The 17,686-nt window shown below is 63.7% G+C and carries 18 protein-coding genes and 2 pseudogenes; 14 read left to right on the plus strand and 6 right to left on the minus strand.

Annotated elements, in window-relative coordinates; translation table 11 throughout:
* The first annotated feature begins 68 nt into the window (after window positions 1-68).
* Genes FFS60_RS15250 through phnE form a run of 4 tightly spaced genes read left to right on the plus strand, consistent with a single transcriptional unit; the run spans window position 69 to window position 3,305 of the window.
* On the plus strand, window positions 69-920 hold the full coding sequence (locus FFS60_RS15250) for a putative selenate ABC transporter substrate-binding protein (protein ID WP_028626693.1): 852 nt from the start codon (window positions 69-71) through the stop codon (window positions 918-920).
* The gene (locus FFS60_RS15255; RefSeq protein WP_028626692.1) at window positions 917-1,723 is read left to right on the plus strand and encodes a phosphonate ABC transporter ATP-binding protein; all 807 of its coding nucleotides are present in this window, start codon (window positions 917-919) and stop codon (window positions 1,721-1,723) included. The genes FFS60_RS15250 and FFS60_RS15255 overlap by 4 nt, the downstream gene beginning before the upstream one ends.
* Window positions 1,717-2,544, plus strand: coding sequence for an ABC transporter permease (locus tag FFS60_RS15260; protein ID WP_137822434.1), 828 nt, complete (start codon window positions 1,717-1,719; stop codon window positions 2,542-2,544). The genes FFS60_RS15255 and FFS60_RS15260 overlap by 7 nt, the downstream gene beginning before the upstream one ends.
* The gene (gene phnE, locus FFS60_RS15265) at window positions 2,541-3,305 is read left to right on the plus strand and encodes a phosphonate ABC transporter, permease protein PhnE (RefSeq protein ID WP_137822435.1); all 765 of its coding nucleotides are present in this window, start codon (window positions 2,541-2,543) and stop codon (window positions 3,303-3,305) included. The genes FFS60_RS15260 and phnE overlap by 4 nt, the downstream gene beginning before the upstream one ends.
* A gap of 146 nt (window positions 3,306-3,451) precedes the next feature.
* Here phnE and FFS60_RS15270 read toward each other — a convergent pair whose 3' ends face one another.
* Together FFS60_RS15270 and FFS60_RS15275 are read right to left on the minus strand one after the other, a co-directional pair.
* Window positions 3,452-3,820 (minus strand): DUF5064 family protein, encoded by a 369-nt coding sequence (locus FFS60_RS15270; protein ID WP_028626689.1) that lies wholly within the window; start codon window positions 3,818-3,820, stop codon window positions 3,452-3,454.
* Window positions 3,821-3,969: 149 nt separating this feature from the next.
* Window positions 3,970-4,287 (minus strand): DUF2288 domain-containing protein, encoded by a 318-nt coding sequence (locus FFS60_RS15275; protein WP_028626688.1) that lies wholly within the window; start codon window positions 4,285-4,287, stop codon window positions 3,970-3,972.
* A gap of 303 nt (window positions 4,288-4,590) precedes the next feature.
* Here FFS60_RS15275 and FFS60_RS15280 point away from each other — a divergent pair, with 303 nt between their 5' ends.
* From FFS60_RS15280 to FFS60_RS15310, 7 genes are all read left to right on the plus strand, one after another.
* Entirely contained in the window at window positions 4,591-5,712 is a 1,122-nt protein-coding gene (locus FFS60_RS15280; RefSeq protein ID WP_028626687.1) for a branched-chain amino acid ABC transporter substrate-binding protein, read from the plus strand.
* A 115-nt stretch (window positions 5,713-5,827) separates the two neighbouring features.
* The gene (gene livH / locus FFS60_RS15285) at window positions 5,828-6,751 is read left to right on the plus strand and encodes a high-affinity branched-chain amino acid ABC transporter permease LivH (RefSeq protein ID WP_028626686.1); all 924 of its coding nucleotides are present in this window, start codon (window positions 5,828-5,830) and stop codon (window positions 6,749-6,751) included.
* The gene (locus FFS60_RS15290; RefSeq protein ID WP_028626685.1) at window positions 6,748-8,004 is read left to right on the plus strand and encodes a high-affinity branched-chain amino acid ABC transporter permease LivM; all 1,257 of its coding nucleotides are present in this window, start codon (window positions 6,748-6,750) and stop codon (window positions 8,002-8,004) included. Before livH ends, FFS60_RS15290 begins: the two co-directional genes overlap by 4 nt.
* Window positions 8,001-8,768, plus strand: a complete 768-nt coding sequence (gene livG / locus FFS60_RS15295) for a high-affinity branched-chain amino acid ABC transporter ATP-binding protein LivG (RefSeq protein WP_137822436.1) — start codon at window positions 8,001-8,003, stop codon at window positions 8,766-8,768. The genes FFS60_RS15290 and livG overlap by 4 nt, the downstream gene beginning before the upstream one ends.
* Window positions 8,769-8,771: 3 nt before the next feature.
* The gene (locus tag FFS60_RS15300) at window positions 8,772-9,473 is read left to right on the plus strand and encodes an ABC transporter ATP-binding protein (RefSeq protein WP_137822437.1); all 702 of its coding nucleotides are present in this window, start codon (window positions 8,772-8,774) and stop codon (window positions 9,471-9,473) included.
* Window positions 9,474-10,005: 532 nt separating this feature from the next.
* On the plus strand, window positions 10,006-10,299 hold the full coding sequence (locus tag FFS60_RS15305; RefSeq protein ID WP_137822438.1) for a hypothetical protein: 294 nt from the start codon (window positions 10,006-10,008) through the stop codon (window positions 10,297-10,299).
* 167 nt (window positions 10,300-10,466) lie between these two features.
* Complete coding sequence (locus tag FFS60_RS15310; protein WP_028626681.1) at window positions 10,467-12,080, plus strand: FMN-binding glutamate synthase family protein; 1,614 nt, start codon at window positions 10,467-10,469, stop codon at window positions 12,078-12,080.
* A gap of 47 nt (window positions 12,081-12,127) precedes the next feature.
* On the opposite strand, the gene FFS60_RS15315 is transcribed toward FFS60_RS15310, so the two are convergent.
* Together FFS60_RS15315 and FFS60_RS15320 are read right to left on the minus strand one after the other, a co-directional pair.
* The gene (locus FFS60_RS15315; RefSeq protein ID WP_028626680.1) at window positions 12,128-12,910 is read right to left on the minus strand and encodes an SDR family oxidoreductase; all 783 of its coding nucleotides are present in this window, start codon (window positions 12,908-12,910) and stop codon (window positions 12,128-12,130) included.
* Window positions 12,911-13,036: 126 nt separating this feature from the next.
* Window positions 13,037-14,500 (minus strand): aldehyde dehydrogenase family protein, encoded by a 1,464-nt coding sequence (locus tag FFS60_RS15320; protein ID WP_028626679.1) that lies wholly within the window; start codon window positions 14,498-14,500, stop codon window positions 13,037-13,039.
* 159 nt (window positions 14,501-14,659) lie between these two features.
* Here FFS60_RS15320 and FFS60_RS15325 point away from each other — a divergent pair, with 159 nt between their 5' ends.
* Both FFS60_RS15325 and FFS60_RS15330 read left to right on the plus strand, forming a co-directional pair.
* Window positions 14,660-15,541 carry a LysR substrate-binding domain-containing protein gene (locus FFS60_RS15325; RefSeq protein WP_137822439.1) on the plus strand — a complete coding sequence of 294 codons (882 nt, stop codon included), beginning with the start codon at window positions 14,660-14,662 and terminating at the stop codon, window positions 15,539-15,541.
* 118 nt (window positions 15,542-15,659) lie between these two features.
* Window positions 15,660-15,941 (plus strand): peptidylprolyl isomerase, encoded by a 282-nt coding sequence (locus tag FFS60_RS15330; RefSeq protein WP_028626677.1) that lies wholly within the window; start codon window positions 15,660-15,662, stop codon window positions 15,939-15,941.
* A gap of 367 nt (window positions 15,942-16,308) precedes the next feature.
* Here the strand turns inward: FFS60_RS15330 and FFS60_RS28870 are convergent.
* Window positions 16,309-16,593 (minus strand): annotated as a pseudogene (locus FFS60_RS28870) (hypothetical protein); the annotation flags it as partial.
* Between the two features lie 236 nt (window positions 16,594-16,829).
* On the opposite strand from FFS60_RS28870, the gene FFS60_RS15340 reads away from it, so the two are divergent.
* Complete coding sequence (locus FFS60_RS15340) at window positions 16,830-17,042, plus strand: DUF4287 domain-containing protein (protein ID WP_137822440.1); 213 nt, start codon at window positions 16,830-16,832, stop codon at window positions 17,040-17,042.
* Window positions 17,043-17,390: 348 nt separating this feature from the next.
* Here the strand turns inward: FFS60_RS15340 and FFS60_RS15345 are convergent.
* Window positions 17,391-17,579 (minus strand): annotated as a pseudogene (locus FFS60_RS15345) (hypothetical protein); the annotation flags it as partial.
* Between the last annotated feature and the right edge of the window lie 107 nt (window positions 17,580-17,686).

Here is a 17,686-nt window from a genome sequence, read left to right on the forward strand (position 1 = left end):
AAGCTACCAAGCGATCGTCCGATCACTATAATCCGCCTGCCTTTTCCGCTATTGAACCGGAGAATCCCATGTTCAAACGCTCCTTGGCCCTCGCGGCCGGCTTCGCCCTGTCCCTGTCCGCCGTTGTTTCCCAGGCTGCCGACGTCCTCAAAGTCTCGGCTATTCCTGACGAAGCCCCCACCGAACTGCTGCGCAAATTCAAGCCCCTCGGCGCTTACCTCGAGCAGCAACTCGGCATGAAGGTCGAGTTCGTGCCCGTGGCCGATTACGCCGCGGTGGTGGAGTCCCTGGCGGCCGACCGCCTGGACATGGCCTGGCTCGGCGGCTTCACCTTCGTCCAGACCCGCCTGAAAACCGGCAACGCCGTTCCGCTGGTACAGCGCGAGCAGGACGAGAAGTTCACCAGCAAATTCATCAGCGCCGATCCGGCGGTGAAGTCCCTGCAGGACCTCAAGGGCAAGACCTTCGCCTTCGGCTCGGTGTCTTCCACCTCCGGTAGCCTGATGCCGCGCTATTTCATGCAGAAGGACGGCGTCGTGCCCGAGGAGTTCTTCTCCCGCGTCGCCTACTCCGGCGCCCATGACGCCACCGTGGCCTGGGTCCAGGCTGGCAAGGTGGATGGCGGCGTGCTCAACGCCAGCGTCTGGCAGAAGCTTGTGGACGCCGGCAAGGTCGACACCAACAAGGTGACAGTCTTCGCCACCACCCCGCCCTACTACGACTACAACTGGACCGTGCGCGGCACCCTGGACCCGGCCCTGGCCGAGAAGATCAAGCAGGCCTTCCTCGCCCTCGACCCGGCCAACCCGGAGCACAAGGCGATCCTCGACCTGCAGGCCGCTACCCGCTTCATCCCGACCAAGCCCGAGAACTACCAGGGCATCGAAGAAGCAGCACGCTCGGCCGGCCTGTTGAAGTGAGCCTGTCGCTACACGGCGTGGACCTGGTCCACGCCAACGGCCTGCCTGCCCTACAGGCTATCGACCTGAGCGTCGCCAGCGGCGAACGGGTAGCCATCATCGGCCCTTCCGGTGCTGGCAAGACCAGCCTGTTGCGCCTGCTCGCCACCAGCCTGAAACCCGCCACCGGGCAGTTCCAGTTGCTCGGTGCGGCGCCCTGGACGCTCTCTGCGCGGGAGCGCCAGCGCCTTCGCGCGCGCATCGGACTCGTCCACCAGGCCCCGCCGATTCCTCCGCGCCAGCGGGTGGTCACCGCCGTGCTGGCCGGCAAACTCGGCCAATGGTCCCTGGCCAAAGGTTTGCTCAGTCTGCTGCACCCACTGGACCGCACAGGCGCCCAAACAGCCCTTGCCCGCCTCGATCTCGCCGACAAGCTTTTCGAGCGCTGCGACCAACTCTCCGGTGGCCAGCTACAGCGCGTAGGCATCGCCCGTGTGCTCTACCAGGCCCCAGAACTGATCCTCGCCGACGAACCGGTTTCGGCCATGGACCCGGTGCTGGCCGACCACACCCTCGGCGTGCTCTGCGCCGATGCCAGTCGCCGCGACGTCACCCTGCTGGCCAGCTTGCACGCGGTGGAACTGGCGCTGGCACACTTCCCACGCATCGTGGGTGTGCGAGACGGGCGCATCGCCTTCGATCGCCCACGGGAGGCCGTTAGCCAGGCCGACCTGGACGCCCTCTACGCCAACGAGCAATTACGCGGCGACGTGCCGTCTTCTCCGCCCGTGGCGGCCCCCGCGCTGCATATTCCACGATGCTGAGATCGGCGCCTCGCGACCCTGCCGCGCTGCCCCGCCTGCTGCTGACCCTGCTGGCCGTGGCGCTGCTCTGGCCCGGCCTGAAGCTGAGCGAGCTGAACCCGGCCGTGCTGCTGGACGAAGGCAACGCCCGCACCATGGGACAGTTTCTTTCCGCCTTCTGGCCGCCCGAGCACGGCGAGGAGTTTCTGCTTCTATTAGGCCGCGCCACCCTGGAGACGCTGGCCATCGCCACCGCCGGCATGAGCCTGGCGCTGCTGATTGCCCTGCCCGCCTCGCTCTGGGCCAGCCGCGCCCTGTCGCTCTCCGCCCTGCCCCGTGGCGGCCGTCCGGCCTGGTGGGCCCAGGCCCTGCGCTGGCCGGTGCGTGGCCTGCTGATCTTCCTGCGCAGCGTGCCGGAAATCGTCTGGGCGCTGCTCTTCGTCCGCGCCGTGGGCTTGGGCCCCACCGCCGGGGTCCTGGCCATCGCCATCACCTACAGCGGCATGCTGGGTAAGGTCTATGCGGAAATCTTCGAGTCCGTCGACCCGCGCCCCACCCGCGCCCTGCTCACCGCCGGCAGCCCGCGCCTGGCCGCATTCGCCTACGGCGTGCTGCCCAGCGCGGCGGCGGAGATGATTTCCTACACCGTCTATCGCTGGGAATGCGCAGTGCGCGCCTCGGTGGTAATGGGTTTCGTCGGGGCTGGCGGACTCGGTCAGCAGATGGACCTGTCCATGCGTATGTTCGCCGGCGGTGAAGTCGCCAGCATGCTGCTGACCTTCCTTGCCCTGGTGCTGTTGGCCGACCAGCTCAGCCGCTTCCTGCGCGGGAGGTTCGCATGAGAGTGGGCAACATCCTGGTGATCCTCGCCCTGCTGGCGGCCGCGGCCACTTCCTTTATCTGGCTGGGCATCGACCTGGGCGCGCTGGTCAGTGGCGACGCCCTGCAGCAGATGGGCAGCTACGCGGCGCGCTTCCTCCAGCCGGACTTTTCCAACGCCCACCTCAGGGCCATCGGCTGGGGCGCCCTGGAAACCCTCGCCATGTCGGCACTCGGCACCCTGCTGGCGGCGCTATTGGGCCTGCTCATCGCCCTGCCTGCGGCTGGCCGCTTCGGCAGTCTGGCCCAAGGGACCGCGCGCCTGCTGCTGAATGCGCTGCGCGCCGTGCCCGAACTGGTCTGGGCTGCCCTGATGGTGCTGGCCGCGGGCCTCGGTCCCAATGCCGGCACCCTGGCACTGGCCCTGCACACCGCTGGGGTACTGGGCCGCCTCTTCGCCGAGGCCCTGGAGAACACCCCGCCGGAACCCGCCGAAGCCATCCGCCTCAATGGCGGCGGGCGCGTTGCAGCGTTCTGCTACGGCACCCTGCCCGCCGTATGGCCGCAACTGGTGGCCTACATGCTCTATCGCTGGGAGAACAACATCCGCATGGCCAGCGTGCTCGGCTTCGTCGGTGCCGGCGGCCTGGGGCAAATGCTTTACGTGAGCCTCAGCCTGTTCCAGGAGGCGCAAGCGTCCAGCGTGATCCTTGCCATGCTGATTCTGGTGTTGGGTGTGGATGCCCTGAGTGGCTGGATGCGCCAGCGTTGGGTCAGCACGTAGAGGGTCGTTGGGTTTCGCTTCGCTCTACGCCAACCTACAGCTGACTTCGCAGTCGTAGGATGCGGTTGAGCTAAGCGATACCCATCGATTCAGATTGGCCAGGCAGAAAGGTGGAAACCACGCCGTGGCCTCCACCGGGACGAAGGTCAAAGGCCGTCCTTCTCCAGATGATCGAAGTTCACCGCCTCGCCCGGCTCGGCGCCAAGCACGCGACGAATATCTTCGAAGATCAGGTCGTATTCCTTGTGATTACGCATGATCAGCGTGTTGTTGGGGTTCAGGCCGTTCTTAACCGCCACCTTGGAAACCACGGCAGCGAAGTTGAATGCCGTGTCGCGGTGCATCTCGAACTCCTCCTCGAAAGGCTTGCCCGCGATCTCGCCCACCATGCGGAAGTGCAGCATGGTGCCCTCCTTGGGGTTAGGACGAGCTTCGTAATAAAGGTCGATGGAGAATTCCTGCTGCCCCGGAATACCGGGGATATTGGCCCGGTGTACATGGCCTGGTTCGAACATGATGGCACTCCCTGTGGATATCAAAGAGAAGTAGAAGGTGGGTTGAGTCTAGCTCGCCCCACCGATTTCGCCGCTGCCCCTGACTAGTGCAGGACCGGGCATGCGGCACACTCCTGGAGCCCCTCCCTGGGCTCCATCCGCGCGCTCCGTCAGTGACGGGTCGGCGCTTCGTCCCGCTCCTGGATCAGAACCCAGGGCGCTACCACCACAGCCCAGAGCTTCGGATCGCGGGCCAGCAGGTCCTGGGCACGGTCTTCCTCCACCTTGCTGAGCTTGCCGGCGGCCAGAAAGGCCGCGACCTGAGCCTTGTCGTCTTCGGCCACGGCCAGGGCAACGGCCACCAGATCTTCGGCGCCATCGACCCAGAGCAGCGCGCCACGGGCGAAGAAGGGCTGCAGCTCTTCCCAGGTAATGGCGGCGGTTTCGCCAAGCAGCTTGGCATAGAGGGTGCTAGCGTTATCGTTCATGGCTTGTTTTGTGTTGGTTGGTAACGAATGGATTGGGGGGCGCAATGATAGCGTCGAGCAACATTCAGACAAGCCCGCCTTGACGACGCCAGCCACACGCGAGACACGCCGTATTTCTATACGTTTGTTTCGATTAAGCGACACAAGATCATTCCGCCATCAAAACCCGACTTTTCAAGCCGCAAATCAGCAATCTACACTGTTCCGGTACAGTTGCCGGGGAGTGTTGGCGGGGTGCAATTCCCTGTCCCGTAGCCTCGGCAATCAGGACAACAACAATGAAAAACACAAGAGTGGAGCACTATGAATAAGGCTACCAAGCAGATTTCCAAACTGTTCGCCGCCATGGCTCTCGCCGGTGTCGCCAGCTACTCCGTAGCAGCTGACACCATCAAGATCGCCCTGGCTGGCCCGGTGACCGGTGCGGTTGCCCAGTACGGTGAGATGCAATTCATCGGCGCCAAGATGGCGATCGAGCAGATCAACAAGGCCGGCGGGGTGAACGGCGCTCAGCTCGAAGGCGTGGTCTATGACGACGCTTGTGATCCGAAACAGGCTGTTGCCGTAGCCAACAAGATCGTCAACGACGGTATCCACTACGTAGTTGGCCACCTCTGCTCCAGCTCCACCCAGCCCGCGTCCGACATCTATGAAGACGAAGGCATCCTGATGATCACCGCGGCTTCCACCAGCCCGGACATCACTTCCCGTGGCTACCAGTTGGTGTTCCGCACCATCGGCCTGGACAGCCTGCAAGGCCCGACCGCCGGCAACTTCATCGCTGACCACGTCAAGCCGAAGACCGTCGCTGTCATCCACGACAAGCAGCAGTACGGCGAAGGCATCGCTACTGCCGTGAAGCAGACCCTGGAAAGCAAAGGCGTGAAAGTCGCCCTGTTCGAAGGCATCAACGCCGGCGACAAGGACTTCTCCACCATCGTTTCCAAGCTGAAGCAGGCTGGCGTGGACTTCGTCTACTACGGCGGCTACCACCCGGAACTCGGCCTGCTGCTGCGCCAGTCGGCTGAAAAAGGCCTGAAAGTACGCTTCATGGGTCCGGAAGGCGTAGGCAACAAAGAGCTGTCCGCCATCGCTGGCCCGGCTTCCGAAGGCCTGCTGGTCACCCTGCCGAAGTCCTTCGACCAGGATCCGAAGAACCAGGCCCTGGTAGACGCCTTCAAGGCCAAGAACGAGGACCCGAGCGGTCCGTTCGTGTTCCCGGCCTACGCTGCCGTTCAAGTCATCGCCGAAGGCATCAAGAAAGCTGGCGAAGACGACACCGCCAAGGTAGCTGCCGCCCTGCGCGCCAACTCCTTCGCTACCCCGACCGGCAACCTGGCCTTCGACGAGAAGGGCGATCTGAAGGACTTCAGCTTCGTGGTGTACGAGTGGCACAAGGACGGCACCAAAACCGAAGCTAAATAAGCTTCCCGCCTGAACGCAAAGCCCACTGCTACGGCAGTGGGCTTTGTTTATCCGTGTTTTACGGGCTCCGCTGCGCCACAAGCGCCGCTTTTCGTGATGCCCGAGGAGTTAGGGAATGCCTGATCTCTATCACTATCTGCAACAGCTGGTTAACGGGCTTACCGTTGGCAGCACCTATGCCCTGATCGCCATCGGCTACACCATGGTCTACGGCATCATCGGCATGATCAACTTCGCCCACGGCGAGGTTTACATGATTGGCTCGTACGTAGCCTTCATCGTGATTGCCGGGCTCACCATGCTCGGTCTGGAAAGCCTTCCGATCGTTATCGTCGCGGCATTCGCTGCGAGCATCATCGTTGCAAGTGCTTACGGTTACAGCATCGAACGGGTCGCCTATCGTCCCCTTCGCGGCAGCAACCGCCTGATCCCGCTGATCTCCGCGATCGGCATGTCGATCTTCCTGCAGAACGAAGTACTGCTGACCCAGGACTCCAAGGACAAGGCGATCCCCAACCTGATTCCGGGCAACTTCGTGTTCGGCGAGAGCACCATGAATGGCGTGGTAATCTCCTACATGCAGGTCCTGATTTTCGTGGTCACCTTCCTGGTCATGTACGGCCTCACGATGTTCATTTCGCGTTCGCGCCTGGGCCGTGCCTGCCGCGCCTGTGCCGAAGACATCCGCATGGCCAACCTGCTAGGCATCAACACCAACAACATCATCGCCCTGACCTTCGTCATCGGTGCCACCCTGGCCGCCGTGGCCGCGGTGCTGCTGGGCATGCAATACGGCGTGATCAACCCGCACATCGGCTTCCTCGCCGGTATCAAGGCCTTCACCGCAGCCGTGCTCGGCGGCATCGGCAGCATTCCGGGCGCCATGCTCGGCGGCCTGGTGCTGGGCGTGGCCGAAGCCTTCGGCGCCGACCTCTTCGGCGACCAGTACAAGGACGTCGTGGCCTTCAGCCTGCTGGTTCTGGTCCTGTTGTTCCGGCCGACCGGCATCCTTGGCCGTCCGGAGGTGGAGAAGGTATGAACACTCGACTCAAAACGGCGTTCTTCAGCGCCCTCCTGGTGCTGGCCGTCGCCTACCCCATCCTCGGCCTGAAACTCAGCGTGGTTGGCGTGGGCCTGGTGGTCACCGGTGCCGACACCCCCACCCTGCTGGCCATTGCCGCGTGCGCCGTGGCCATGTTCTTCTGGCAACTGATGCGTGAAAAAGTCCAGGGGGCCTGGGCCTCTGCGCCCAAGCTGCCGGGCATGTCGAAGGGCACCGCGAACTTCCTCACCCTGCCCTCCACCCAGCGCTGGTTCATCCTCGGCCTGATCGTGCTGGCCCTGGTCTGGCCGTTCTTCGGCTCCCGCGGCGCCGTGGACATCGCCACGCTGATCCTGATCTACGTGATGCTCGGCCTTGGCCTGAACATCGTGGTCGGCCTGGCGGGCCTGCTGGACCTGGGTTACGTCGGCTTTTACGCCGTCGGCGCCTACAGCTATGCCCTGCTCTCGCACTACTACGGCCTGGGTTTCTGGGTGTGCCTGCCGATCGCCGGCCTGATGGCGGCCTTCTTCGGCTTCATCCTCGGCTTCCCGGTACTGCGCCTGCGCGGTGACTACCTGGCCATCGTGACCCTCGGCTTCGGCGAGATCATTCGTATCCTGCTGCGCAACATGACCGAGCTGACCGGCGGCCCCAACGGCATCAGCAACATCGACAAACCGACCCTGTTCGGTCTGTCGTTCGAGCGCCGTGCCGAAGAAGGCCTGCAGACCTTCCACGAGTACTTCGGTTTCGCCTACAACTCGGTGAACAAGGTGGTCTTCCTCTACCTGATCGCCCTGCTGCTGGTGCTGCTGACCCTGTTCGTGATCAACCGCCTGCTGCGCATGCCGCTGGGCCGCGCCTGGGAAGCCCTGCGCGAAGACGAGATCGCCTGCCGCGCACTGGGCATGAACCCCACCGTGATCAAGCTTTCCGCCTTTACCCTGGGCGCCTGCTTCGCAGGCTTTGCCGGCAGCTTCTTCGCCGCGCGCCAGGGCCTGGTGACGCCTGAGTCCTTCACCTTCATCGAGTCGGCGACCATCCTCGCCATCGTCGTGCTCGGTGGCCTGGGCTCCCAGTTGGGCGTAATCCTCGCGGCCATCGTGATGATCCTGCTCCCCGAACTCATGCGTGAGTTCAGCGAGTACCGGATGCTCATGTTCGGCGCTCTGATGGTGCTGATGATGATCTGGCGCCCGCAAGGTCTGCTGCCGATGCAACGTCCCCACCTGGAGCTGAAACAATGAGCCGCCCGATTCTCGAAGTAAGCGGTCTCACCATGCGCTTCGGCGGTCTGCTGGCCGTCAACGGGGTGGGGCTGACCGTACAGGAAAAACAAGTCGTCTCCATGATCGGCCCGAACGGCGCCGGCAAGACCACCGTGTTCAACTGCCTGACCGGTTTCTACCAGCCGACCTCCGGCAGCATCCGTCTGGATGGCGAGCAGATCGAAGCCCTGCCGGGCCACAAGATCGCTCGCAAAGGCGTGGTGCGGACCTTCCAGAACGTTCGCCTGTTCAAGGAAATGACGGCGGTGGAAAACCTGCTGGTCGCCCAGCACCGCCACCTCAACACCAACTTCCTCGCCGGCCTGCTGAAGACTCCGGGCTTCCGCAAGAGCGAACGCGAGGCTATGGAGTACGCCGCCCACTGGCTGGAAAAGGTCAACCTGACCGAGGTCGCCAACCGCCCGGCCGGCACCCTGGCCTACGGTCAGCAACGCCGCCTGGAAATCGCCCGCTGCATGATGACTCGCCCGCGCATCCTCATGCTCGACGAGCCGGCCGCCGGCCTCAACCCGCGTGAGACCGACGACCTCAAGGCGCTGATCGCCATGCTGCGTAACGAGCACAACGTGACCGTGCTGCTGATCGAGCACGACATGAAGCTGGTGATGAGCATCTCCGACCACATCTACGTGATCAACCAGGGCACCCCCCTGGCCGACGGCACGCCGGAGCAGATCCGCAACAACCCCGACGTGATCAAAGCCTATCTGGGGGAGGCCTGAGCCATGCTTACTTTCGACAAGGTTTCCACCTTCTACGGCAAGATCCAGGCGCTGCACAGCGTCAGCATGGATGTGAAAAAGGGCGAGATCGTCACCCTCATCGGTGCCAACGGTGCCGGCAAGTCGACCCTGCTGATGACCCTGTGCGGCTCGCCGCGCGCGGCCAGCGGCAGCATTCGCTATGAGGGCGAAGAGCTGGTGGACCAGGAATCCTGCGACATCATGCGCAAGAGCATCGCCGTCGTGCCGGAAGGCCGCCGCGTGTTCGCCCGCCTGACCGTCGAAGAAAACCTGGCCATGGGCGGCTTCTTCACCGCCAAGGGCGACTTCCAGGAGCAGATGGACAAGGTGCTGCACCTGTTCCCGCGCCTGAAAGAACGCTTCGAGCAGCGCGCCGGCACCATGTCCGGCGGCGAACAGCAAATGCTCGCCATCGGCCGCGCGCTGATGAGCAAGCCCAAGCTGCTGCTGCTCGACGAGCCTTCGCTGGGTCTGGCACCCATCATCATCCAGCAGATCTTCGACATCATCGAACAGCTGCGTAAGGACGGCGTGACCATCTTCCTGGTGGAACAGAACGCCAACCAGGCGCTCAAGCTGGCCGACCGTGGCTATGTGCTGGAAAACGGCCACATCGTCATGCAGGGTAGCGGCGACGACCTGCTCAACGACCCCAAGGTCCGCGACGCCTACCTCGGCGGCTAACGACCTCGCTGTACAAGAAACGGCCCTTCGGGGCCGTTTTCTTTTTTCGGCTCCCTGCGGTGCCTCAACCCATCCTACGAACCCGTAGGTTGGCGTAGAGCGCAGCGAAACCCAACAATCCGCGCGCCCTGCCACTCCGCCTGATGGGTTTCGTGCCTCAACCCATCCTACAGACCCGTAGGTTGGCGTAGAGCGCAGCGAAAACCAACGATCCGCGAGCCCTGTCACTCCGCCCGATGGGTTTCGCTTTTCCGTAGGGTGGACCACGCTCTACCGGTCCACCATTGGAGGCTGGTTCCGCCGCGCAGGGTGGGCATGAAAATCGATGTCCACCCTACAAGCTTGCTCCGGTCTGACGCCGTCATCGGCACGTCTGGCGGGAAGAAGCAACACAAGACATTGATATTGATGAATTTAGTCAACCATCAACGGCGTTGATGGTCTCTATCGCGCGTGATCACTTTTTAATCAACCCCCTATCCGTAAGATTGGCCCCGTACCCAGTTTCCAGCCCCCTACGAGGAGCCAGACCATGAAAACCCAAGCCTTCGCCGCCCTGTTCATCGCCGCCCTGAGCAGCTCTGTTTTCGCTCTGCCATCCTCCTCCCAGGGCACCGACCCGGTTGCCGCTGAAGGCAGCTACATGGTCCTGGATCGCGTCGCCGAAGGCGGTTCCGACCGCACCGGTGCCAACCGCATCGCCGAAGGGGGCTCTGACCGCACCGGCGCCAACCGCATCGCCGAAGGGGGCTCCGACCGTACCGGCGCCAACCGCATCGCTGAAGGCGGTTCCGACCGTCTGCTGCAAGCCCAGCGCGTCAGCTGATCCCAACTCGCTCAAACTCTCGAAACCCGGCTAATGCCGGGTTTTCGTTTTCCTGCCACATTGCGAACCGCATTCCTGTAGGACAAGACCCCATTCTTGAGCCCCGGCAAGGCAATCCCCGCCCATTCGCACTACTCTGTGCCGGTACCTGCACACAAGGAATCCGCATGAGCCTCTCGCTGCTGAGTCGTTACGCCTTCTTCGCCTTCTGCGTACTGTTCACACTGTTCAGCCTGCCCTTCACTGACCACGACTGGGTCTGGCCCTTCACGCTCCTCGCTGCCGGGCTCAGCGTGCTGGGCGTATTCGACCTGATGCAGTCGCGCCACGCCGTGCGGCGCAACTACCCGATCCTGGGCAACATCCGCTACCTGGTCGAAGGCATCCGCCCGGAAATCCGCCAGTACCTGCTGGAAGCCGACGACGACCGCCTGCCCTTCTCCCGCGCCCAGCGTTCGCTGGTCTACGCACGGGCCAAGAACGAGGGCGGCGACAAGCCCTTCGGCACCCTGATCGACGTCTACAAGGCCGGCTATGAATTCATCGGCCATTCCATGCGCCCGGCGCCGCTCAGCGACCCGTCCAGCTTCCGTGTGGTAGTCGGCGGGCCGCAGTGCACCCAGCCCTACTCGGCCTCGGTGTTCAACATCTCCGCCATGAGTTTCGGCTCCCTTAGCGCCAACGCCATCCGCGCCCTGAACCGTGGCGCCAAGCTCGGCAACTTCTATCACGACACCGGCGAAGGCAGCATCAGCCCCTACCACCGCGAGAATGGCGGTGACCTGGTCTGGGAACTGGGCAGCGGCTACTTCGGCTGCCGCACCAGCGACGGCCAGTTCGACCCGGAACGCTTCGCCACCCAGGCGCGCAGCCCACAGGTGCGGATGATCGAAATCAAGCTCTCCCAGGGCGCCAAGCCCGGTCACGGCGGCATCCTGCCCAAGCACAAGGTCACCGAGGAAATCTCCCTTACCCGCGGCGTGCCCATGGGCGAGGACTGCATCTCCCCGTCACGTCACAGCGCCTTCTCCACCCCCATCGAGATGATGCAGTTCATCGCCAAACTGCGTGAGCTGTCCGGCGGCAAGCCGGTGGGCTTCAAGTTCTGCCTGGGCCACCCCTGGGAGTTCATGGGCATTGCCAAGGCCATGCTGGAAACCGGCATCCTCCCCGACTTCATCGTCGTCGACGGCAAGGAAGGCGGCACCGGCGCGGCGCCCCTGGAGTTCACCGACCACATCGGCGTGCCGCTGCGCGAAGGTCTGCTGTTCGTGCATAACACCCTGGTGGGGCTGAACCTGCGGGACAAGATCAAGCTCGGCGCCAGCGGCAAGATCATCAGCGCCTTCGACGTCGCCAGCGTGCTGGCCATCGGCGCCGACTGGGCCAACTCGGCGCGCGGTTTCATGTTCGCCATCGGCTGCATTCAGTCGCAGTCCTGCCACACCAACAAATGCCCCACCGGCGTCGCCACCCAGGACAAGCTGCGCCAGCGCGCCCTGGTGGTACCGGACAAGGCCCAACGGGTGCAGATGTTCCACCGCAATACCTTGAAGGCCCTGGCGGAAATGCTCGCCGCAGCCGGCCTCGAGCACCCCAACCAACTGGAGCCCCGCCACCTGGTGCGGCGTGTTTCAGACAAGGAGATTCGCCTGTTCTCGCAGATCCACGTCTTCCTCAAGCCGGGAGACCTGCTCAACGACAGGATCGAAGCGGACTTCTACGAACGCATGTGGGCAATGGCGCGGGCCGACAGCTTCGAGCCGTCGTGCGCGTGGTGATTCCTTGGGGCCGCTACGCGGCCCTAGCAGGCCAAAGGCCTGCCCCATCAACCTTTCAACACCCCACCATCCACCGGGATCAACGTCCCGGTCACATAGCTGGCCAAGGGGCTGGCCAGGAAGGTCGCCACCGCGCCGAACTCTTCCGCAGCCCCGTAGCGCCCCACGGGAATCGCCGCCTGCTCCCTGGCCATCAGGCTCTGCACTGATGTACCGCTGCGTTCGGCGGCGCGGAGCAGCAAGGTTTCCGTGCGCTCGGTCCAGAACGAGCCGGGCATCAGGGTATTCACCGTCACGCCATCGGCAGCCACCTCGGCGGACAGGGTCTTTGCCCAGTTGGCCAGGGCAGCCCGCAAGGCGCTGGACAGCACCAGCCCCGGGATGGGCTCCACCACGCTGGTGGACGAAATCATCAGGATGCGGCCGAAGCGGCGCTGGCGCATACCGGGCAGGAAGGCATTGGTCAGGGCCAGGGTGCCGAGCAGCATGGCGTCCAGCTGCTGATGCCAGAGCTTCGGGTCGAAATCCACCGCATTGACCGGCGGCGGCCCGCCGTTGTTGGCCACGAGAATGTCCGGCGCACCAATGGCCGCCACCACCTGCTCGATGGCCATGTCCACAGCGCCCAGGTCATTCAGGTCCACCGCGACCGCTTGTGCCTCGCCGCCCTCCTTGCGGATGCGTTCCACCGCCAACTCCAGTTTCGACAGGTTGCGCGCCAGCAGGCAGACCCGCACCCCCTCCCTGGCCAGAGCCTCGGCCACGCCGAAACCCAACCCGGAACTGCCGCCGCATACAAGGGCACTGCGGTTTTCCAGTTGAAGATCCATGATCAGCACTCCCTATCCAGATTCACCCGCCAGTGTGCGCCTTCACCGGCCAGGTACAAGCAAAGCACTGCAGGGGCGACTTGATTCGCGACCGAAGTCGCCCCCCACAGAGGCGCTCGGCCGGTGTCAGACCGCCCGTACCACGTGCTTCAGCTCCTGGAACGAAGCCAGGCCCCACGGGCCGAGCTCACGGCCAATGCTGCTCTGCTTGTAACCACCCCAGGCGGTCTGCGGGAAGATCACCTGCGGCGAGTTGATCCACACCATGCCGGCCTGCAGGGCGTTGGCAACGCGCTCGGCGGCTTCGCCATTGCGGCTCACCACACTGGCCACCAGGCCGAATTCACTGTCGTTGGCCAGTTCGATCGCCTCTTCCTCGGTAGCGAAGCTGCGCACGCAGAGCACCGGACCGAAAATCTCTTCCTTCCACAGGGCGCTGTCCTTCGGCACATCGGTGAACACCGTCGGCTTGAGGAAGAACCCGCGCTGCAGCTCCGCCGGACGCTCGCCGCCGCACACCAGGCGGGCACCCGAGGCAATGCCGCGCTCGATATGGCCACGCACGCGCTGGTACTGCGCCTGGTTCACCAGAGCGCCCATTTCCACGCCTTCACTGAAGGGGTCGCCGACCTTGGTCGCCTCGGCACGGGCCTGCACGCGAGCCAGGAAGTCCCCTACCAGGGGTTCAGCTACCAGCACACGGCTGGTGGCCGAGCACATCTGCCCGGCGTTGAAGAACGCACCACCGCAGGCCAGCTCGACGGCCAGGTCCAGGTCGGCCTCTTCCAGCACCAGCAAGGACGACTTGCCGCCCAGCTCCAGGCTGATGCCCTTCACCGTTTCCGCCGCGCGCTGCATCACCTGCACGCCCACCGCGTTGCTGCCGGTGAAGGACACCTTGGCCACCTTCGGGTGGGACGACAGCGGCGCACCCACGGCCAGGCCGGTGCCGCACACCACGTTGAGCACGCCAGCCGGCAGACCGGCCTCCGCGATGATGCGAACCAGTTCCAGCTCCGCCAGTGGCGTCACCTCGGAGGGTTTCAGCACCACGGCGCAACCGGCTGCCAGGGCTGGGGCGAGTTTCCAGGCGGTGGTCACCATGGGGAAGTTCCAGGGCACGATCAGGCCCACCACGCCAACGGCCTCACGGCGCAGGCGCGCGGTGAAGTCTTCGCTGGGCAGCGCCACCGGACGGTCCTGCTGGGCGTCCAGCCCTTCGGCCAGGCCGGCGTAGTACTCGAACGTGCCGATCACGTCGTCCACGTCGATGCCCGCTTCGAACAGCGGCTTGCCGTTGTTGAGCGACTGCAATTGGATCAGCGTTTCACGACGCTGGCGCACACCTTCGGCAATACGGCGCAGCGCCGCGCCGCGCTCGGCGCCGCTGCTGCGGGCCCAGGCCGGGAAGGCTTGGCTGGCGGCCTGCACGGCCTGCTCGACGCTGACCGCATCGCCGGTGCCAATGGTGGCCAGGCGCTCTTCGGTAGAGGGGTTCACGACATCCAGAACGGCGCCACCGGGCAGCCACTGGCCGTTGATGTATACGCCGGCCAGGGTCTCGGGAAAGGTCGGAAGGGTATTCGACATTGCATGGGCTCCATGAGCGAGGCTAAGGGCGGCCACTCCCTGAACACAGAACCGAAACGTCTGGAGGGCCACGAGTGGCGCCCATTGAGCCGCCAGGTGGCGCGACTGACAAGGCAAAAATCGTCATACTAGCCATGTCTTCAAGTCATGGCTCGAATGATGAAACGCCTGCCTCCCCTGCCCGCTCTGCATACCTTCCTGATCACCGCCCAGTGCTGCAACTTCACCCGGGCCGCAGAAATGCTGCACATCACCCAGGGCGCAGTGAGCCGGCAAATCGCCGGACTGGAGAGCCATCTGGGTTACCCGCTGTTCCTGCGCCAGGCGCGAGGGCTGGCCCTGACCGAACAGGGGCGCGACCTGTACCCGCGCATCCAGCAAGTGTTCGCCCTGATCGATGAGGCCGTGGAAGAAGTGGGCGCCAGGCGCAAGGCCCTGCAACTCAAGGCACCCACTTGCGCCATGCGCTGGCTGCTGCCGCGCCTGATGAAGTGGCAGGCCGAGCGCCCCGATGTCCCCGTGGAGCTGACCACGACCATCGCCTATGGCGTGGACTTTCGCCGCGACCAGTTCGACGCGGCAATCATCTACGGCACTGCGCCCTCCGGGAACGTCACCGCCCACCACCTGTTCAATGAACAACTGACGCCAGTCTGTACCCGGCAATACCTGGAACGATCAGGGCCGCTGGCAACCCCAGCCGACCTGGAGCACCACGTGCTGCTGCACCCGGCGCGCGACAAACACGACTGGGAAACCTGGCTACGCACCGCCGGCCACACCCCCGGCCCACTGAGCGGCGGGCACCACTTCGACACCATGGACCTGGCCCTGTCCGTCGCGGCCCAGGGCGCCGGCATTGCGCTGGGGGACTGGTCACTGATCGGCGATGACCTGGCCAACGGCAACCAGGTCGCCCCCTTCGACCTCAAGGTGCCAACTGGCGGCGCCTACTTCATGGTCTACCCCGAGCGCACCGGTCCCAGTCCGCAGCTGCGCGAACTGGTGGACTGGCTGACCGCAGAGGCACGCGCGGCCTGAGCCTCTGCAAAGTCGCCAACCGCCCCGCAGAAAGTGCGCCGCCGCCGACAAACCACCTTGAATCAACCGCCAATTCCGCTAGTCTCTGCCCCCTCAAACGAGCAAGGAGTACCCCACCATGGCACGCGCCACCGCCCGCCACATCCTGGTTTCCACCGAAGCCAAGTGCAACGAACTGAAAGCCGCCATCGAAGCCGGCGCCGACTTCGCCGAAGTCGCCAAGCAAAACTCCACCTGCCCCTCCAGCCGCGACGGCGGCAACCTCGGCTCCTTCGGCCGTGGCCAGATGGTCAAGGAATTCGACGCCGTCGTATTCAGCGCCCCGCTGAACGTGGTGCAAGGCCCGGTGAAAACCCAGTTCGGTTATCACCTGCTGGAAGTCACCAGCCGCCAGGACTGATGACTCCAAGGCGCCGTCGCCCGGCGGCGCTTTCTACGCCCATCTGACTACACCGCGACCACCATCGATTCCGATGCCAGATTCCCGCCGCAAGGCCGGCGAATCAGAGGCTGCCTTCAGACCCCGTATAGCTCGCACCTTGCACCTTGCCATTGGCATCGGAGAGGCACGACCAGGGCGCGTCCGCACCAGGTACCTTGATCGTCACGCCAATGCCCGCTTCGGCCGTCAGGACGTCGACCACTGAAAGCTTGCTGCTGGCCACACCGGTCTTCTTCGCCACCTCGGCCAGGCAGGCTTTCTCCGCCTTGCCGGTAGCCGAGCTGCCGCCGGTATTGCTCGTGCTCGCAGCCCCCGTTGACGCAGGCTTGCAGACCCCATTGGCCCCGCCTTTGCCGGTGTAGGAAATGTCCAGGGACTCGTCCGGATTCTGCATGATGGAAATCGTTACGTTGGAACCCTTGGCCTCGTAATAGGTGTCGCTGAACTTCTGCAGCTTGGCCTCTTTGCCATTGATATAGACCGGTCCTCCCTGATCGGCATGTACCGCAATATTGGTCGGGCAATCGTAGTTGAGCTGCGGAATCCCAGCGCTCGCGGAGGTGGCAACGAGCAAAGCGGAAGTTCCCAGCAGAAACCGTTTGAGATTCATGTCGAGGCTCTCTTTTCGATTGAGATAGATGGACATTGCGGCACGCACACCATGCCCGTGCGACAGGGCAGGCAAGGCCGAAGTTGGGAACTTCCAAATACATCCGCTTCGGTGGCAGAGCATCGGCAGTATAGAAGGAGGAAGGCAACGTCACTGATTTCGCTCGCCGGGCTCGCGGAAAGCTATGCTCGTGCGACCTGTTGTTTCCATCGTTATGCCGAAAAGGAGTTTGCATCGTGGCCGAAGAGACCAAGGTAAAAGGACCCACTTCCTACTTCCCATCAATCGAGAAGAAGTACGGGCACTCGATCGCTCATTGGCTGGATCTGCTGGGAGCGTTGAAGGGCAAGAAGCACATGGAAATGGTGGCTTGGCTCAAGACTGAGCATGGCATGGGCCATGGCCACGCTAATGCGTTGGTTGCGCATTATCTGGCATCTGCAAAGTAGGGGCCGAGTGAGTCCCGAACTTTCTCGCCCGGCACCCGACTACCCCCAGAACAGCTCAGCCTTACCCTCTGTACGCAAAGCCCCGTCTCGCACGCGGGGCTTTGTGTTTCTTGCCATCCCTTCCGAACTTCGCCTTGGCTAGCCGGCAAAGCGCCATTCTTATTTAAAGGGGCGATTGTTGGGACGAACCTGTTTCGGCCTGAACCAAACGGACACTCGTGCCCAATGCTTGCGGGCGACTTCTGTCGGTGACGATTGGCAGAGATGGCCAAAATCGGACTAATCCGCCATGACTAAGCAGGCCCCCTTTGAGGTTTGGAGGCTTCCTGGAAAGTGGGAGCGATTCACCGGGTCAGTCGAGGGGCGGCCGATGGTACTGAAGAAATCCGCCAGGTGGGCGCGCAGATCGCTAAGGTCCGGGCACTGGTTGATGCTGCGCAGGAAGTGCTGGGGCGGGACGTGCTCTTCCAGATTGGACGAGTAGAGCAGGCGCCGTTGTCCCCCGGTAGTCACCCCATCATGCAGCCTATACCCCATGCTCGCTCAGCGCGTGATTTTTTCGGCGGCATGGGGCGGTGGCTACATCTTCAAAATAATCGTCCCATGGCTGCAGGCCGTTATTGCTTTATGCGCTTGCTGAGAGG

The sequence above is a fragment of the Pseudomonas sp. D(2018) genome (assembly GCF_005502555.1).
GTDB lineage: Bacteria > Pseudomonadota > Gammaproteobacteria > Pseudomonadales > Pseudomonadaceae > Metapseudomonas > Metapseudomonas resinovorans.